The sequence below is a fragment of the Ectobacillus antri genome (assembly GCF_003852715.1).
GTDB classification, from domain to species: Bacteria; Bacillota; Bacilli; order Bacillales; family Bacillaceae_G; genus Ectobacillus; species Ectobacillus antri.
The window spans coordinates 18,156-35,796 of record NZ_RIAV01000004.1; the positions used below are offsets into that span (position 1 = coordinate 18,156).

Below are 17,641 nucleotides of genomic sequence, written 5' to 3' on the forward strand. Positions count from 1 at the left end.
AAGTGTATGATGGTAGAATAGGAGGGATTGCATGCAAGTAAAAGAAATCGGTGGGTATGAACTGGTTAAAGCGCAGTCGAATACATCCGAAGATTTTTTTAATCGTTCATTTGTAACGTATGTACATAATGATAAAGAACGTACGTTTTTTGTTTTGTATCTACGTTATTTCGAAGAACAAATTTTACAGCAAGCAGACTTCTCACACATACTTGTTCTTATTAAACAGTACAATCTTAGATTAAAAGAAACATTTGCGCTTATTTGTTTATTGAAAACATCTATGTTAATAGAAAGAAAACGATTATATATCACTACGATTGATGAGTTTGTCTCTTATCTAACAGAAGACTCTATAGATAAGGCCATTCGGATTACAGCGGATTTACAAAAAATATAGAATAGTAAGGGAGAGTTAGTGATGACAAATGTTATTGTCGAGAATCAAACCAAACAGGTAGAATTGTACTTACGTGAAGTTATTGACATACTTACAGAGTATGCTAATAATCATACAATCGGGGCGATACACGACGAAGCACCTCAAGGAGATATTGTATATTATAAGGAGCTGCTTGCTACTGTGAGAAGATTGCTTGTCTATTGTGAGGAGGGCTCTGATGCTTGTAAAGTTGTCATTATGAGCGTTCCGTTCCGCAAGCAAGCGGCAGAACGTATTTTATATAAAATCTATCATCAAGTAATTGCAGAGTTTTTCTCTCCTAAAAATGATTGTTGGTTTGAAAATAGCCGCTCTGCATATACAGGAAAAAATGCGATTGCCTTTCCGAGGCAAGCACCACCTTCTATTCAATTGCTTTTAAAAAAATTGGAAGGGAAGTTTCAGCACTTGCGTGAGGAATTAGACTATTACGAAACAGATTATCAAACAAAGATTACACAGTCTAAATAATGTATGTTTTTGCATGAATTGATTATACACACGTCTTCTTTTCAAAAACGGCTCATATAGATGGGCCGTTTTTGTGTTTGTAAGTTTACTAAAAGAACTTTTAAGCGTAGCAGAATAATATTCCAATAATGTATAATGTCGTATTTTGTCTAGACACCATATAGGGTTGGTGTTATCATTTTTTTATGTGAGCCAAAATATTTACTATTAGGAGGGGAGAGCGCACTTTGATTTACACTTACAAAAGAATATGGAAAACGATGCTTGTATTGTGTTTGCTATTATCTACTCTTGTACCGTTTGTTTCCTATGAAACTGTGAAAGCAGAAACGCAAAGCGGTAGTAAAAGAGAAATGCGAGCAGCTTGGGTATCTACGGTGTGGAATTTAGATTGGCCTAAAACCAAAAATGATGCGCAAGCACAAAAAGTTGAGTTTATATCTTTGCTTAATCGTTTAAAAGCGACTGGAATGAACGCGGTAATTGTACAGGTTAGACCAATGGGCGATGCTTTGTATCCTACTAATCTTGCTCCATGGTCGCAGTTTCTAACAGGTGTGCAAGGGAAAGATCCAGGCTATAATCCGCTGGAATTCATGATTACAGAAGCTCACAAACGTAATATGGAGTTTCATGCGTGGTTTAATCCGTTTCGTGTTGCAACAGGCAGTACAAATATAAATAACTTGGCAGCCTCTAATCCAGCGCGCGTGCACCCGGAGTGGAAAGTAGATTACAATAATGGTATGTATTACAACCCAGGTCTTCCAGAAGTGCGGGACTATATTAAAAACACAATTCTAGAAGTTGTAAAAAACTATGACGTTGATGCCATTCACCTCGATGATTATTTCTATCCTGATATTAAAAACGATGCAGACTTTAATGATGCGCAAACGTTTGAGAAGTATCCAAATGGGTTTACAAATATAGGGGATTGGCGCAGAAATAATATTAATCTATTTGTTAACGACCTTAGCAAGGGAATTAAAGCGACAAAGCCCTATGTGAAATTTGGTATTAGTCCAAATGGTATATGGAAAAACATTCCTAAGGGAGATGGCACATATACGACGGGCATGGAAAGTTACTATCGCGTATATGCAGATTCTTTGAAATGGGTAAAGCAAAACTGGATTGATTATATTGCACCGCAAGTCTATTGGAAATTTGGCCATAAAGCAGCTCCGTATGAAGTAGTAACCAACTGGTGGAGTGAGCAAGTAAAGGGTACGAATGTTCATCTTTATATTGGTCATGCAGATTACAAGCTTAATACCTATAATAGTTTGGAAGATTGGCGAACGTCACAAAACGAGATTTCAAATCAAATTATGTTTAATCGCCAAAAGAACGTAGCCGGTAGTATGCACTTTAGATCTGAAACATTGCAACAAAATGTGCTTAGTATTGCAAGCAATTTACAGAATGGGGTGTATCAAAATCCTGCTATTATTCCAGCGATGACACATATAGACAAAACACCACCTAGTCAGCCTCAAGGTATATCTGTTTCGCGGAGTGCGCAAGGTGTAACTATTAGCTGGAAGGCAACAAGCGGGGCAAACGCTTATGCTATCTACCGCTTTAAACGCGGAGAAGCGCATGATTTAGAAGATGCAACGAAGTTGATTGCAACAATTCATAGCAGTCAGAGTTTGTCATTTCTTGATAAAAATGCATCTCCTAAGGAAGAGTATGAGTACGCGGTTACAGCTTTAGATCGCCTTCAAAATGAAAGTGCACCAGCGTTTGCTAAAACATTATCTCCATTTCAAATGTGGGTGGACCAGCCTTCTGTGAATGCAAGTATAAAAGGCACAGCGAATGTAAGCGGCTGGGCACTTGCAGAAAGTGGTATTTCTAAGGTTGAGTTGCTCATGGACGGACAAGTAATTGGACAAGCAAACTATGGTGTGTTGCGTACCGATGTATATAATGTCTACCCACAGTACAACAATCAAAATAGTGGTTTTACGTATAAGTTGAATACGCTCTTGTACAAGACCGGGGCTCATCAATTAGGCGTTCGTATTACAGATTCCAATGGTTTGCAGCATACGCAGCAGGTACCTGTGCAAGTGCTGCGAAATTTACCACTTCGCTATAGTCTTGATAGTCTTTGGGACGGTATCAAAATTAACGGCAATCAAAATATCAGTGGCTGGGCTTTGGCAGAAGATGGTATTGCTGAGGTACAAGTGTTAGTGGATGGTGTACAACAAGGAAATGCGACGCTAGAAGTATCTAGACCAGATGTTTACGCTGTCTATCCGCAGTATAAAAATCAAAACAGTGGCTATCGTTATTCCCTTGACACAAGAACTTTAACACAAGGATTGCATACTGTTTCATTGCTTATTAAAACAAAGGGCGGAGATGTGCAAACTGTTCAAAGTCGTGTCGAAGTTGTGCGAGCACTTCCAATGCGTTCTAGTGTAGACTCTATTCGGTATAATCAAGATATTGCAGCTACACAAAGAATTAGCGGCTGGGCTTTAGCGGAAGATGGCATTGAAAAAGTAGAAATCTTAGTGGATGGAAAATTGCAAGGGATTGCTAAGTATGGTATTTCAAGACCTGATGTGTACAATGTCTATCCGAAGTATAATAACAAAAACAGCGGCTATGAGTATTTGTTGAATACTGGTGCTTTGTCGGCGGGGAAACATACGGTAACGGTTAGAAGTATTTCTAAAGCTGGAGACGTACAAGCTACAGATACAGTTGTAAATGTCGTCAAATTGCCAATGCGAATGTATTTAGATCAACCAGCTCCAAACAAAGCTGTAGGTAAGATGCAAACTGTAAGCGGCTGGGCATTATCTGAAAATGGTGTTGCTAAAGTAGAAGTATTAGTAGATGGCATGTTAAAAGGTACAGCGCAATACGGCATTTCAAGATCTGATGTAGCGAAGGTGTTTCCTTTATACAACACAAGTAACAGTGGTTTTACCTATACGTTAGATACAGCAGGACTAACAAAGGGAACACATACGGTAACCATACGTGTAACCGATCAAAAAGGCATCCAAACATCTACATCATCACCGTTTCTTGTGAGTCCATTACATGGTAAAACGATTGTGTTGGATCCGGGACATGGTGGTATAGATTCTGGTGCTGTTTATGGCACGTATTATGAAAAAGATATTGTGTTGAACGTAGCACTTAGATTGCGAGCGCTACTACAATCACACGGTGCAACGGTTGCAATGACAAGAAGTACGGATACGCAACTAAATCTGGATAAACCAACAGATTTAAAAATGCGTGCAGAAGTAGCTAACAATCTTTCTGCTGATGCTTTTGTCAGCATCCATGTTAATTCCTCTGTAGACACGAATGTTTCAGGTATTGAAACATATTATCACCCTACAGCGGGGATGGTACATGAAAGTAACTTGTTAGCTAACTCTATTCAAAGCGCACTAATTTCAAGTACAAATGCAAGAAACAGATATGTTAAAACGGCTGATTTTAGTGTCCTTCGTAACAACGAAAGACCTGCTGTTTTAACTGAGTTGGGCTTTATCTCCAACCCGTTGGAAAGAGCGCTTCTCATTTCACCGAAGTATCAACAAACACAAGCGCAAGCTTTATTTAACGGGTTGTATAACTACGTGGATTAAAAAGACGCGAGACTAAGTGCTCGCGTCTTTTTACATACACAGCAAATATAAAACAGATGCTTATCTTCTCAGAATTGAATGTAAAAAGGTTATAGTGATTTGCTCGGATGAATACATTTAATACAGTAGGGAGGTGCCTAATGAACCAGCAGGAGGTATTTAATCATTATTTTGATGAAGTGGAACATTGGTGCGAAAGCGTATTACATGTATTAGATAGTAGAGCAATTGAAATATATGATGTGCACATGCTTGAATACAGGATTCAGGTGCTCCTTGATCGAATTAAAGCCAACGAGTTTGATTATAATGTGGAGTTTGTTTATCAAATTAGCGACGATGTGGATAATATTCAAGGACATTTACAAGAAGTGTTTGTTTCAGGACATTATGACGAGTATGCGATGTATGAGAGGAATCAAGATACGCGGAGTGTTCCAATAGGAGGACATACACTGCCGCCTCTTCCGTATGCCTATAATGCATTAGAGCCGTATATTGCAAAGGAAATTATGAGACTACATCATGATAAACACCATCGCAGCTATGTCGATGGCTTGAATAAGGCTGAAAAAATGATGCAAATGGCCAGGGAAACTAATAATTTTGAACTCATAAAGCATTGGGAGCGAGAAGCGGCATTTCACGGATCGGGTCATTATTTACACACGACATTTTGGGAAAATATGAAGCGAGGCGGCGGAGGACGACCTGGCGGAAAGTTACTACGTCAAATTGAATCGGATTTTGGTAACTTTGACAAATTTAAAAAACATTTTACAGAAGCAGCAAACAAGGTGGAGGGCTCAGGTTGGGCTATTCTTGTATGGGCGCCGAGATCTGGTAGGCTAGAGATTCTACAAAGTACCTTACATCAGTTGTTTACACAATGGGATACAATTCCGCTGTTGGTGCTAGATGTATGGGAACATGCGTATTACTTACAGTACCAAAATAGAAAAGAAGAATATGTAAACAGTTGGTGGAACGTTGTGAATTGGGGCAACGTGGAGGAGCGTTTTGAGAAAGCAAGAAAAATAGAATGGGAAGCATACTAGACGCGTCATGCGTCTTTTTTATCATATTTAAGTAGGTCAAGCATACACTTGTACAAAAAATGCGTAAATAAAGGAAGTGAAACACATGCGGATTGCTTTAAAGTTTACTTTAATTTTTTATATTGTGCTATGTCTCCCTGTACATACATATGCTGCGTTTGGTGATGTGAGCGCCCGCAACGCGGTCTTAATTGAACAAACTTCAGGTCGTGTATTGTATGAAAAAATGGCACATCAATCTGAAAAGATTGCCAGCATCACGAAAATTATGACAGCATTGTTAGCAACAGAATCAGGGAAAATGAAGGAGAAGGTAACAATTAGTAGTAACGCTGTTCGTGTAGAAGGGTCATCTATTTATTTGAAGCCTGGAGATAAGGTAGTTCTTGAAGACCTGGTATATGGTCTTATGCTGCGATCAGGCAATGACGCGGCGCATGCGATTGCTGAGTATGTTGGAGGAAGTGTGGAAGGATTTGTCTATATGATGAATGAAAAAGCAAACGAGATTGGTATGAAACACACACATTTTTCAAACCCTAGCGGTTTGGACGGAGACGGTACGCATTATTCTTCTGCTTATGATATGGCTATGCTCACGCGTTATGCGATGAACAATACAGCATTCAAGAAGATATTTGGCACCAAAAGCTATCAATCAGAGTCCTGGGATTATCCATGGAAAAATAAACATAAGTTACTAACCTTTATGTATGAGAGCACTACAGGGGGGAAAACCGGATTTACAAAAAAAGCAGGCCGTACACTTGTCACAACAGCTTCTAAAAATGGGTTAGATTTAATTGTTGTTACATTGCAAGCCTCAAGTGATTGGGATGACCATATGTATTTATTTGAACAGGGCTTTAAACAGTACAAGCTAACAGACATATTGGTCAAAGGGGGGCTACGTGTGGAGGACGGAGCATATCAAAATCATCTTTATATTAAAAATCCTTTGTCCTATCCGCTTGCTAAGGGAGAAGATCGGCTCGTTCAAGTAGATGTGGAACTCGTGAAACAAGCAAAGCCAAAGGATGGTGAGGTTGTTGGAAAAGCGATATTAAGATTTGATGGTAAAGTGGTTGGACAGCGCAATGTTTTTTACAGCAAGAAGAAACAGCTTCAAACAACGGGCGTACTGTGGAGTGATTTTAAAGAAGTGTTTTCATCGATGTTAGGTGTCAAATACGATGGTTAATTTAGTGTGGGTTGCAATGACCGTTATCGGTGTTGTATATGCGATGATAAATGGAACGATGGAAGCTGTGAATAAAGCAGTGTTTGAAGGAGCAAAAAGTGGAGTCACTATTTGTATCGGTTTGGTCAGTGTATTAATTTTCTGGCTAGGGCTCATGAAGATTGCTGAAGAAGCTGGTCTTTTAAAAAAGCTTGTCACTATTTTTATGCCACTTGTCAAAAAGCTGTTTCCGGATGTTCCGAAAGATCATCCTGCAATGGGGTTTATCTTGTCAAATATGATGGCAAACTTGTTTGGTCTTGGCAATGCCGCTACACCGCTTGGTATTAAAGCGATGGAGAGGTTAAAAGAGTTGAACGGTGGACAGGATGAAGCAAGCCGCTCCATGATTACATTTCTGGCATTAAATACATCGGCCATCACATTGATTCCAGCAACTGTGATCTCCATTCGTATGACATATAACTCTGCAAATCCAACAGATATTGTTGGGGTTACATTTATCGCACAGTTACTGTCAATGATGGGAGCTATTTGGATTGATCGTTACTTTTATAACAAACGAATGAAAAGTGGGAGGGGGAAAAAATGAGTATCGTAAACACCATTTCGCTTTGGCTTATACCGTGTATGATTGCATTTATTCTGTTATACGGTACGTGGAAGCGTGTTCCCACTTACGAAACGTTTGTGGAAGGAGGTAAAGAAGGCATTCAAATCGCGGTTTCTATTTTGCCATTTATGGTAGGAATGCTTGTATCTATCGCTATTTTTCGTGCCTCCGGAGCATTGGATGCATTTGTAGGTTTGATGAAGCCAGTGCTTGATGCTATCGGTGTACCTGCAGAAATTGTTCCTTTGGCACTGATTCGTCCCATTTCAGGATCAGCGGGTCTTAGCATCACAACCGATTTGATCGCAACATACGGTGCTGATTCGTTTATCGGGAAGCTGGCAGCTGTAATGCAAGGAAGTACAGATACAACCTTTTATGTATTGACCGTCTATTTTGGTGCAGTAGGTATCCGGAAAATGGGCGATGCGCTTAAGGTTGGGCTGTTTGCAGACTTTATTGGTATTGTTTGTTCAATTGTATTTGTGACTCTTATGTTCAGGTAACCATCTATACGATGGTTATTTTCTTTTTGATCAAAATTTTAGTATAATAATGAAATAGTAGCATCGTATTTCATGTAGTATGTTCATAATGGTATTTATGTCGAAAAAGTGAACAAAATGTTAACGAAATGTTGCGAAAATACGCGCCATAAGAAAGTGTCTGCTTGTATTCGCTTTCTTATGTGCGTAAGATAAATTTGAGGTGAAGAATTGGAATGGAAAGATTACAAAAAGTGATTGCCCAAGCGGGGATTGCGTCAAGAAGAAAAGCTGAAGAATTAATTCAACAGGGCAGCGTAAAAGTAAATGGTAAAGTAGTCAAAGAACTCGGAACAAAAGTAACCCGTAATGACCGCATTGAGGTAGATGGCATTCAAATTGAAAAAGAAGAGCCCGTCTATTTTATGTTATATAAGCCGACTGGGGTCATTTCTAGTGTGAAGGATGAAAAAGGCCGCAAAGCGGTTACCGATTTTTTTCCGATGGTAAAGGAGCGCATTTTTCCAATCGGTCGTCTTGACTATGATACATCGGGTTTATTATTGCTAACAAATGATGGAGAGTTTGCAAACCTGTTGATGCACCCTCGCAATGAGATTGAGAAAGTGTATATTGCTAAAGTAAAAGGCATTATAGACAATGAAAAGGTTCGCAAATTACAGCGGGGCGTAATCCTTGAGGACGGCAAAACTGCACCGGCAAAGGTTAAAGTACTTGGCAGTGATCGCAAAAAAGAAACTGCACTGGTAGAGATTACAATTCATGAAGGTAGAAATAGACAAGTTCGTAGAATGTTTGAAGCTGTAGGTTGTAAGGTTACTAAGTTAAAACGTGAGCGATATGCCTTTTTAGGACTTGGCGCATTGCGCCCCGGTGATGGCAGAGCGCTTACCCCGCATGAGGTAAAACAGCTTCGTGCATTTGCATCTGCTACAAAATAGGGGGACAAGCATGAAAAAGAACAGGCTGTTATTTCGTACTATCATTCTGTTTACTTTAGTAGGAGCTTTAGGATTTACACTGTATCAAAACTTGTTTGCGGACAAAGAAAAGGTGCAAGTTGGGAAAGTTGCACCTGATTTTGTGGTGACAGATTTGCAAGGAAATACAGTGCAGTTATCGGAATTACAAGGAAAAGGCATATTTCTAAATTTCTGGGGAACATGGTGCAAGCCATGTGAAAAAGAAATGCCTTACATGAATGAGCTGCAGGATGTGTATCGAGAAAAAGGAATTGAAATTATTGCGCTGAACGCTGATGAAACGGAAATCGCTGTTAAGAATTTCGTTGACCGCTATAATTTGCAGTTTACGGTTGCTATTGATAAGGGAACGGAAGTTTTAAATACATACGGCGTGGGCCCGTTGCCTACTTCATTTTTAATAGATAAAGACGGTAAAGTGATTCGTAGAATTACAGGTACACAAACCAAAGAGCAACTTGAGGAGCATTTAAAAGAAATTATGCCGTAAGGGGTGGGGGAATGAAATACGTCAAATGTGAATGCGGACATACAAGCCCTGCAGGTTCCGTATTTTGTGAAAGTTGTGGTAAAACGTTTGTGCAAGAACAAGGATTATTGGATATGCGTTATGAGGGGAGTGCGCGTCGTTCCATTACCAATAAAAAAACAATCATTGACAAAATATGGGTATTTTTTTCGTCTGTTAAAGTCGGTGTTTGGCTAATTGTTATTACACTGATTGCGTCGGCTCTCGGTACAGTATTTCCACAAGAGATGTATTTACCGCCTGGTGTAACACCAGAGCAATACTACGAAGAGCAATACGGTATACTGGGTGCTTTTTACTATCAGTTGGGCTTTAACGATTTGTATAGTTCTTGGTGGTATATGATCCTGGTTGCTTGTATTGGAATCTCAATTGTGGTCGCTAGCTTGGATCGCGGTATCCCACTATACAAAGCACTCAAAAAACAAGGTATAACACGCCATGAGAGCTTTTTAAAACGTCAACGCATTTTTGGTGTTACAAAGGCGACGGAACAAGAGATTGAGAGCGTGAAAGATAAACTGCAAAAGCGGAACTATACGATTAGAGTAGAGGGCGAGAATGTTTTAGCGGAAAAAGGCCGATTTTCCCGTTGGGGTCCCTACGTAAACCATACTGGGCTTATTATTTTTTTATTTGGTGCCATGCTTCGCTTTGTGCCAGGAATGTATGTGGATGAAGCAATTTGGCTTCGAGAAGGTGAAACAAAGGAAATTCCAGGTACAAACGGGAAATACTACATTAAGAATGAGAAATTTATTAAGGAATTGTATGATAGTAAGCAAGAAGATGCTGTATATGATGAAGCGATTAGTCGTGTTGGCGACAATATGATTCCTAAAAACTATCAAACGAATGCTGTTTTATATAAGGTAAAGGGAGATACAATTGCGGGGCAAAAGCCGAAGCTTGAGAAAGTTAAAACGTATAAGATACGCGTAAACGAACCTCTTAAAATAGATAACTATGCTCTATATCAAGTAGACTACAAGGAAAACGAACTAAGTAAGATGCTACTCCATCTAGAGCAAAAAGAAACTGGAACAAAATGGGGTCCTATCACAGTGGATTTGGCTAACCCACAAGTAAAATATGATTTAGGGGAAGGGAAATCTGTAGAATTACTAGATTATTTTCCTGATTTCTACTTTGATGAGCAAGGTAAACCAAGTACACGAACAAAATTACCGAATAATCCAGCATTTGTTTTTAAAATGTATACACCAGATACACCGAGCGGGGAAGTAAGTTTTGTGGCTATTCGTCAGAATATTGAAGCGGAAGGAAATAACCGTTATAAAATGACGTTTGCAGGTATTGAAACGAGAAACGCGACAGCGCTGACAGTCCGTAAAGATTTAACGCTTTGGATTTTGGGTATTGGTGGTGCCATTTTTATGATTGGCGTTATGCAAGGGATGTATTGGAACCATCGCCGCATCTGGCTACAGAAAATAAATGGACAGTGGTGGATTGCTGGACATACGAACAAAAATTGGTATGGTTTCCGAAATGAGATTGGCAAGGTGTTAGAAGGAACAGCTATCACAGTGCCGCAAGACAAGGTAATGGAGAAAAACAAGTAGGGGTGTAAAATGTGATGGCACAAATCAGCAGTAACTTTTTGTTTGTAGCTTTTGTTCTATATTTAATTGCTACCTTATTCTTTGGGGGAGCGATTCGGGAAAAAGGTCATAAATGGGCAAACGTCGGTATTGGAATTACCATTCTCGGCTTTTTATCACAATTGGTGTATTTTGTGACAAGATGGATTGCAGCCAAACATGCGCCTGTGAGCAACTTGTTTGAATTTACTACGTTTTTTGGTATGATGTTGGTATTTTCTTTCATTATTATTTATTTTATGTATCGTACAAGTGTGCTTGGTTTGTTTGCGCTGCCAGTAGCCATTCTAGTGATTGCGTATGCAAGTATGTTTCCGCGGGAGATTACACCTCTTATCCCTGCATTAAAAAGTAGCTGGCTCTATATCCACGTTACAACTGCAGCTGCCGGAGAAGCAATTTTAGCAATCAGTTTTGTCGTAGGGCTTATCTATCTCGTTAAAAATGTAAATCAAAATGTACGAAGCAAGCGGACATTTTGGCTAGAAAGTATTTTATACAGCTTAGTGGTAACGTTAGGTTTTGTTGTTGCATCTGTTACATTTTCAGCAATGGGCTATGAAGCAAAGTTTGAATGGGTAAACAAAGAAAAGCAAGTGAAAGAGATAGTGTATACACTGCCAGCACTTGTAACACCACACGAAGGAAAGTTATTAACGAAGGACAAGTTTGATTCACCTCTTGAAATGCCGTCAATCGTCAATGCTAAAAAGCTGAATACAGTCATATGGGCTTTTCTGTTCGGCACAGTTATATATGCATTGGTACGGTTGGTGCTTCGCAAGCGACTTGGAGCAGCACTGCAGCCGTTTGTTCGTAAAGTGAATGACGATTTGCTTGATGAAATTGGCTACCGCTCTGTTGCGATTGGTTTTCCTGTATTTACGCTCGGTGCGCTAATTTTTGCCATGATTTGGGCACAAGTGGCCTGGACACGCTTTTGGGGCTGGGATCCGAAGGAAGTATGGGCGCTGATTACATGGCTGTTTTATGCAGCGTTTCTCCACCTTCGCTTATCAAAAGGGTGGCAAGGTGAAAAATCCGCTTGGCTTGCGGTTGTAGGGTTCGCAATTATCATGTTCAATTTGGTCGCCGTTAACTTAATTATTGCAGGCCTACACTCTTACGCATAGAGGATGGGACAAAAGGTTTTCAGCCAAAGAAAAATCCGAACTATTAGTCGGAATTCTCCACACAGAATTCGATCTAGTTCGGATTTTTCCTTTATTAGTATCAATTATTCTCTATTCTTTTGTCTTTAAAGTTATATGATTCAGTTATGTCCCGGTCTCTTAAAATTTGTCAAATTTTCTTCAATTTTATAAAAAGCATGACAAGAGTGTTCTAATTTTTATAAAATATTGTCATAGTAATAATAGCGTTTATCTTTAATTCGTACATACTATATTTTTAATACATTTCATACAAGCAAGGTACAATGTTTGTTATGAGGAAAGTAGGAGAATATGCAAGAAACAAAAATTTTAATTGTGGACGATGAGGAAAGAATTAGAAGGCTGTTAAAGATGTATTTAGAGCGAGAGAATTACGTGATTGATGAGGCGGATAATGGTGAAACAGCTGTGTTAAAAGCGCTCCAGTACGATTATGACTTAATTGTATTAGATATTATGATGCCTGGCAAAGATGGCATTGAAGCATGTAAAGAAATTCGTGAACACAAGGCAACTCCAATTATTATGCTCACTGCTAAGGGAGAAGAAGTAAATCGTGTACAAGGATTTGAAGTGGGCACCGATGATTATATTGTAAAGCCGTTTAGTCCGCGTGAAGTGGTGTTACGTGTAAAGGCCTTGCTTCGTCGTGCCGCACCTGCGGCTTTCTTCACAACGGAAACAGCAACAAAAGACCTACTAGTGTTTCCGCACTTAACAATTGATAATGATGCGCATCGTGTTATGGCAGATGATAAAGAAGTGCATTTAACCCCAAAAGAATATGAGTTGCTGCTATTTTTAGCAAAAGCACCAGATAAAGTATTTGACCGTGAACAACTGTTAAAAGAAGTATGGCAGTACGAATTTTTCGGTGACCTTCGTACCGTAGATACACATGTGAAAAGACTGCGAGAAAAACTAAATAAGCAATCTCCGAGTGCGGCAAAAATGATTGTAACTGTATGGGGTGTAGGTTACAAGTTTGAGGTAGTTAACGATTGATGATTTGGAGAAGTGTAGTAGGTAAGCTGTGGATTACAATCTTATTATTAGTTTCGTTTGTACTGGGATTTGTAGCTATTTTATTACATCAATTTTTTCAGAATTATTATGTTACATTAAGTGAAACAAGACTTACTAATCAAGCCACACGTATTGCTGAGATGATTGAAAATGGAATGGATGAAAAAACGGTAGAAATGGCTGCTTATCCATTTGTTGATCCTCTCTCTCGTGTTGCTGTTGTGAGGCAAAATAGTATTTCATATTCTCCGGAACAGCCAGGGTTGGTTGCTTTAACCGTAGAGGATTTAAAGAAAGATATTGATTTGGAGTATGTATTTACAGAACAAAAAACAGTTAAAAAGAGGCTAAGGGTGCAAAGTGATGATAGTAACGCCAACAACTCTATTATGATTGTAGGTGTTCCGATGAAGGTGGGCGAGGCTGTATTTGTATATCAATCACTTCAAGTGCCAAAGCAGGCAATGGATAAAGCAACGGATTTTATTTTTCTATCCGCGGGAATCGCAATTATTTTAACGACGTTCTTTGCTTTTTTCTTGTCTACCCGTATTACAGCACCGCTCAGAAAGATGCGAGAAGTTGCTTTTGAAGTTGCAAGAGGAAAATTTGATACAAAAGCAACGGCAGTGTCAAATGATGAAATTGGTGAATTGGCACTTGCTTTTAATAAAATGGGAAAGCAACTTAAATTTCATATCAATGCGCTACAACAGGAGAAGGAGCAACTTGCCAGTGTATTAAGTAGCATGGCTGACGGGGTCATTACCTTGAATCAAGAAGGGGAGGTAGTGGTGGTTAACCCCCCTGCGGAAAAGTTTTTGCAGATGGCACCTTCAGAAACCAATTTGCCGCCGGAACTAATTGATTTGTTTCAACGAGTGGTGCAAAGTGAACAACAACAAGTAATCGAAATTGATGTTATAAGCAGTAATTATGTTGTTCTGATGACACCTTTGTATAATCAAACACGCATCCGTGGTGCTGTCGCTGTATTGCGAGATATGACAGAAGAAAGACGGTTGGAGAAAATGCGCAAGGATTTTATAGCAAATGTCTCTCATGAATTGCGCACACCTATGGTAATGTTACAAGGTTACAGCGAAGCGATCCTTGATAATGTTGTGACGACAAAAGAAGAGGTTGATGAATTTGTTCGTATTATTTATGATGAATCGCTTCGTTTAGGGCGGCTTGTAAATGAACTTTTAGATCTTGCTCGTATGGAAAGTGGTCATGTTGAACTGCATCTAGAGCAAACAGAAATCGGCCCTTTTGTTGATAAAATTATTCGTAAATTCCAAGGGATTGCTAAGGAAAAAGAAGTGTACTTAAAAGCGCATGTGCTAACAAAGCATAATATATATACATTTGATCCGGATCGTATGGAGCAGGTGTTCACTAATTTGATCGATAACGCAGTTCGACATACAGCAGCGCAAGGTACTGTCGAGTTAGTAGTTCGAGATAAGACAATGGGTATTTGCTTTGAAGTGAAGGATTCAGGGGTTGGTATTCCAGCTGAAGACATTCCATTCGTTTTCGAACGGTTTTATAAAGGAGATAAAGCGAGAACACGAGATAAAGCCGGAGGAACTGGTTTGGGACTCGCAATCGCTAAGAATATTGTAGAAGTCCATGGGGGACAAATCTCTGTAACAAGTCAAGAAAATATTGGTACGACATTTACAATCTGTCTTCCACAAGAAATGTAAGCTCTTTGTGTTTTGCAGAGGGCTTTTCTTAAGAAATCAGCAGAAAACTCACAGGAATTTAACAAAATTTATAGAAGTGGATAAAGAGGAGGGTGATAAATATGAAACTTTATACAAAAACAGGTGATACTGGTAAAACAAGTTTGGTAGGAGGACGTGTTGATAAAGATGATTTGCGCGTGGAGGCCTATGGAACAATAGATGAAGCAAATTCTTTATTGGGTCAAGCGATGACTTTACTAACTGATAAGGAGTTTGAAAGTATTTATAAAGAGCTTGAGCGTATACAGCACGAGCTATTTGACTGTGGCGGGGATTTAGCGGTAGTGAAAAATAAAATTCCTTATAAAGTGACTGAAGATATGATTACATTTTTAGAGAAACGAATTGATGTGTATATCACAGAGGCACCTCCGCTTGAACGCTTCATTTTGCCTGGAGGATCCTCAGCGGCTGCGGCATTGCATGTGGTTCGTACAGTGATTCGTAGAGCGGAGCGATGTATTGTTGCATTGAAGAAGGAAGAAGAAATCAATGAACAAGTATTGAAGTATACAAATCGCTTGTCCGACTATCTATTTGCTTTAGCGCGCGTTGTAAACGCAAAGTTGAATGTGAAAGATGTAGAATATGAACGCAGTGCCATTGTATTCAAAGATAAAAATGAGAAGTAAGCGTTCAAAGATAGACGTACAGTCTGTCTTTTATTATAACATTGAATGTCTTAAAGTCCGATGTTGATAATTAATAGGTGCTCTTAATCATACTTTTTATAAATAATGAATGGTAATTGGGTATCTGATATAGGCAGACATACAGTTTCCTCAAAACAAGACACATATTATCCAATAGATTGGTTTAAGATAATAGGGTGTGAATTTGAGGAGGGTTTAAAATGAAGTGGTTATTATGCTCTATTTTGCTTTTAGGTGTTTCATCTACAGTAAAAGCAGAGGAAGAGTGGACTTGGCCTGTGTCAGGTAAAATCAGCGATTATTTCGGCACAAGAGCGGGTAAGCATTATGGAATTGATATTGCTGCTTCTGCAGGAACGCCAGTGCTAGCAGCAACAGATGGCCAAGTATCCAAATCTTATTATTCAGAAAGTTATGGGAATGTTATCTTTATTCGTCATGCAGATTACGAAACAGTATATGCGCATTTGTCTCAACGTACAGTAAAAGAAGGGGATCGTATTAAAGGCGGTCAAGTAATTGGGTTAGTGGGAAATACAGGACATTCATTTGGTGCTCATTTACACTTTGAAGTACATAAAAAGGAATGGAGTTTTGCAAAAAACAATGCGGTCAATCCTTTACTTGTACTAGGAGATGTCCCGTCGGAGATGACATCATCATACTCTTATGTTGTACAAAAAGGAGATACCTTATCAAAAATTGCCCGTAAATTTGGCACAACGGTGGAACAATTGAAGGGGCAGAACGGCTTGCGCAGTGATCGAATTTATTTAGAACAAAAGCTAGTTATTAATTAAAAGACAAGCAAGACATATCCATTTGGTTTCTGATGTCAAGATCTTAGCATTAAGGAATGGAACATTCTTGTATAATTTTTTTAGATTAAGGCTCTGTTAAAGTTTGTTGTTGATTTCCGTTACGGGGGTTCGCTTTCCGCGGGCGGTTAGGGAGCCTCTTCAGCACTATGCGCCTGTGGGGTCTCCCTTTGACTCGCTTTTCCCGCAGGAGTCTCACCCTCTTCACTCCAATCAACAAGTGCAAATAAGCAACACTATGCTTTAACACAGTCTATATTAAAAAAAGCGTGCGAATGCACGCTTTGTCACCTCTATATAAAAATTTAAACAGTAAATGAATATGTACTGTATTACCAGAAAATGAATATAGAAATAAACCCGCACGCAATAAAGTAAGTGTAATAATAGATAACTTTGGCTCGTGTTTTATCTTGAGAAAGTAAAACGATAGACGGTTCAATTAAACCAATACATAAGCATAAGGTGCTTGTCAACATGATGAAAATAGAGAAAGCGTAGAGAGCTTTTTCTACTACATAGGGTACTAATGCTTTAAGAGTAGCCGCTAACAGAATGGTGTACAAAAGAGAAGCTACGTACATACTGATAGGCTTTTTAGAACGATATCCAGGAATTTTACACCATAAAGGTCTTGGAATTTCGGTGATTTCAATAGAAGTATAGGAATCAATAATTGCTTGTGCCTCTTGTCCGTTTTTTAGAAATTGAAAAATTCGGTTTGTTTGCCCTTGAAACACAAATTCGGATTTTTGTAAAAAATGATCTATTTTCACTTGTTTCCAGGTTTTCCATGGATATCGCTCCAGCAAGCGGATGCGGTTTTCAGCACGTCGATCATACTCGTAAATACTGATACCATCCTTGTCAAATGCTGCATAATATGCATTGGCTGAGACAGTGCCGAAATCCACAGGACAGTATAGTAATAATTCACGCTTCAGATAAAAATACTCTTTACGCAGGCTTTTTTGCATAAATCGATAAATAGATTGCTTTTTTCGCTGTTTCATTGTATTTCCCCCGCAGGTAACATACTGTTTTCATAATAAATCATATTAACATTTTCAGCTGTAAAAGACTATAAAGAAATTGTGTTTAATGTCTTTTGTTGCTCGAAGTAAGAGGGGAGATTCATCATTATAGATGGAG

Annotated in this window: 16 protein-coding genes; 15 read left to right on the top strand and 1 reads right to left on the bottom strand. The window is 39.0% G+C overall.

Features of this window, described 5'->3' with window-relative positions; genetic code table 11:
• The first annotated feature begins 31 nt into the window (after positions 1-31).
• The 15 genes from EEJ45_RS05690 to EEJ45_RS05760 all read left to right on the top strand — a co-directional run bounded on the left by EEJ45_RS05690 (position 32) and on the right by EEJ45_RS05760 (position 16,471).
• Positions 32-400, top strand: a complete 369-nt coding sequence (locus EEJ45_RS05690; RefSeq protein WP_124563837.1) for a hypothetical protein — start codon at positions 32-34, stop codon at positions 398-400.
• Between the two features lie 21 nt (positions 401-421).
• The gene (locus EEJ45_RS05695; protein WP_124563838.1) at positions 422-913 is read left to right on the top strand and encodes a DUF3907 family protein; all 492 of its coding nucleotides are present in this window, start codon (positions 422-424) and stop codon (positions 911-913) included.
• Positions 914-1,140: 227 nt separating this feature from the next.
• Positions 1,141-4,545, top strand: a complete 3,405-nt coding sequence (locus EEJ45_RS05700; RefSeq protein WP_124563839.1) for a family 10 glycosylhydrolase — start codon at positions 1,141-1,143, stop codon at positions 4,543-4,545.
• 140 nt (positions 4,546-4,685) lie between these two features.
• Positions 4,686-5,603, top strand: a complete 918-nt coding sequence (locus tag EEJ45_RS05705) for a superoxide dismutase (RefSeq protein WP_124563840.1) — start codon at positions 4,686-4,688, stop codon at positions 5,601-5,603.
• An 85-nt stretch (positions 5,604-5,688) separates the two neighbouring features.
• Entirely contained in the window at positions 5,689-6,804 is a 1,116-nt protein-coding gene (locus EEJ45_RS05710) for a D-alanyl-D-alanine carboxypeptidase family protein (RefSeq protein ID WP_124563841.1), read from the top strand.
• Positions 6,797-7,396 carry a nucleoside recognition domain-containing protein gene (locus EEJ45_RS05715; protein WP_124563842.1) on the top strand — a complete coding sequence of 200 codons (600 nt, stop codon included), beginning with the start codon at positions 6,797-6,799 and terminating at the stop codon, positions 7,394-7,396. The genes EEJ45_RS05710 and EEJ45_RS05715 overlap by 8 nt, the downstream gene beginning before the upstream one ends.
• Entirely contained in the window at positions 7,393-7,923 is a 531-nt protein-coding gene (locus tag EEJ45_RS05720) for a spore maturation protein (protein ID WP_124563843.1), read from the top strand. Before EEJ45_RS05715 ends, EEJ45_RS05720 begins: the two co-directional genes overlap by 4 nt.
• Positions 7,924-8,138: 215 nt before the next feature.
• Positions 8,139-8,864 (top strand): 23S rRNA pseudouridine(2605) synthase RluB, encoded by a 726-nt coding sequence (rluB, locus tag EEJ45_RS05725; protein WP_124563844.1) that lies wholly within the window; start codon positions 8,139-8,141, stop codon positions 8,862-8,864.
• Between the two features lie 10 nt (positions 8,865-8,874).
• On the top strand, positions 8,875-9,396 hold the full coding sequence (gene resA, locus EEJ45_RS05730) for a thiol-disulfide oxidoreductase ResA (protein WP_124563845.1): 522 nt from the start codon (positions 8,875-8,877) through the stop codon (positions 9,394-9,396).
• An 11-nt stretch (positions 9,397-9,407) separates the two neighbouring features.
• The gene (gene resB / locus EEJ45_RS05735) at positions 9,408-11,021 is read left to right on the top strand and encodes a cytochrome c biogenesis protein ResB (protein WP_124563846.1); all 1,614 of its coding nucleotides are present in this window, start codon (positions 9,408-9,410) and stop codon (positions 11,019-11,021) included.
• 14 nt (positions 11,022-11,035) lie between these two features.
• The gene (gene ccsB, locus EEJ45_RS05740) at positions 11,036-12,193 is read left to right on the top strand and encodes a c-type cytochrome biogenesis protein CcsB (protein WP_124564030.1); all 1,158 of its coding nucleotides are present in this window, start codon (positions 11,036-11,038) and stop codon (positions 12,191-12,193) included.
• 333 nt (positions 12,194-12,526) lie between these two features.
• Complete coding sequence (locus EEJ45_RS05745) at positions 12,527-13,240, top strand: response regulator transcription factor (protein ID WP_124563847.1); 714 nt, start codon at positions 12,527-12,529, stop codon at positions 13,238-13,240.
• Entirely contained in the window at positions 13,240-14,976 is a 1,737-nt protein-coding gene (locus tag EEJ45_RS05750; RefSeq protein WP_124564031.1) for an ATP-binding protein, read from the top strand. Before EEJ45_RS05745 ends, EEJ45_RS05750 begins: the two co-directional genes overlap by 1 nt.
• 101 nt (positions 14,977-15,077) lie before the next feature.
• Entirely contained in the window at positions 15,078-15,650 is a 573-nt protein-coding gene (locus EEJ45_RS05755; protein ID WP_124563848.1) for a cob(I)yrinic acid a,c-diamide adenosyltransferase, read from the top strand.
• A gap of 221 nt (positions 15,651-15,871) precedes the next feature.
• Positions 15,872-16,471, top strand: a complete 600-nt coding sequence (locus EEJ45_RS05760; protein ID WP_124563849.1) for a peptidoglycan DD-metalloendopeptidase family protein — start codon at positions 15,872-15,874, stop codon at positions 16,469-16,471.
• A 350-nt stretch (positions 16,472-16,821) separates the two neighbouring features.
• Here EEJ45_RS05760 and EEJ45_RS05765 read toward each other — a convergent pair whose 3' ends face one another.
• Positions 16,822-17,502, bottom strand: coding sequence for a hypothetical protein (locus tag EEJ45_RS05765; protein ID WP_124563850.1), 681 nt, complete (start codon positions 17,500-17,502; stop codon positions 16,822-16,824).
• Positions 17,503-17,641: the final 139 nt, after the last annotated feature.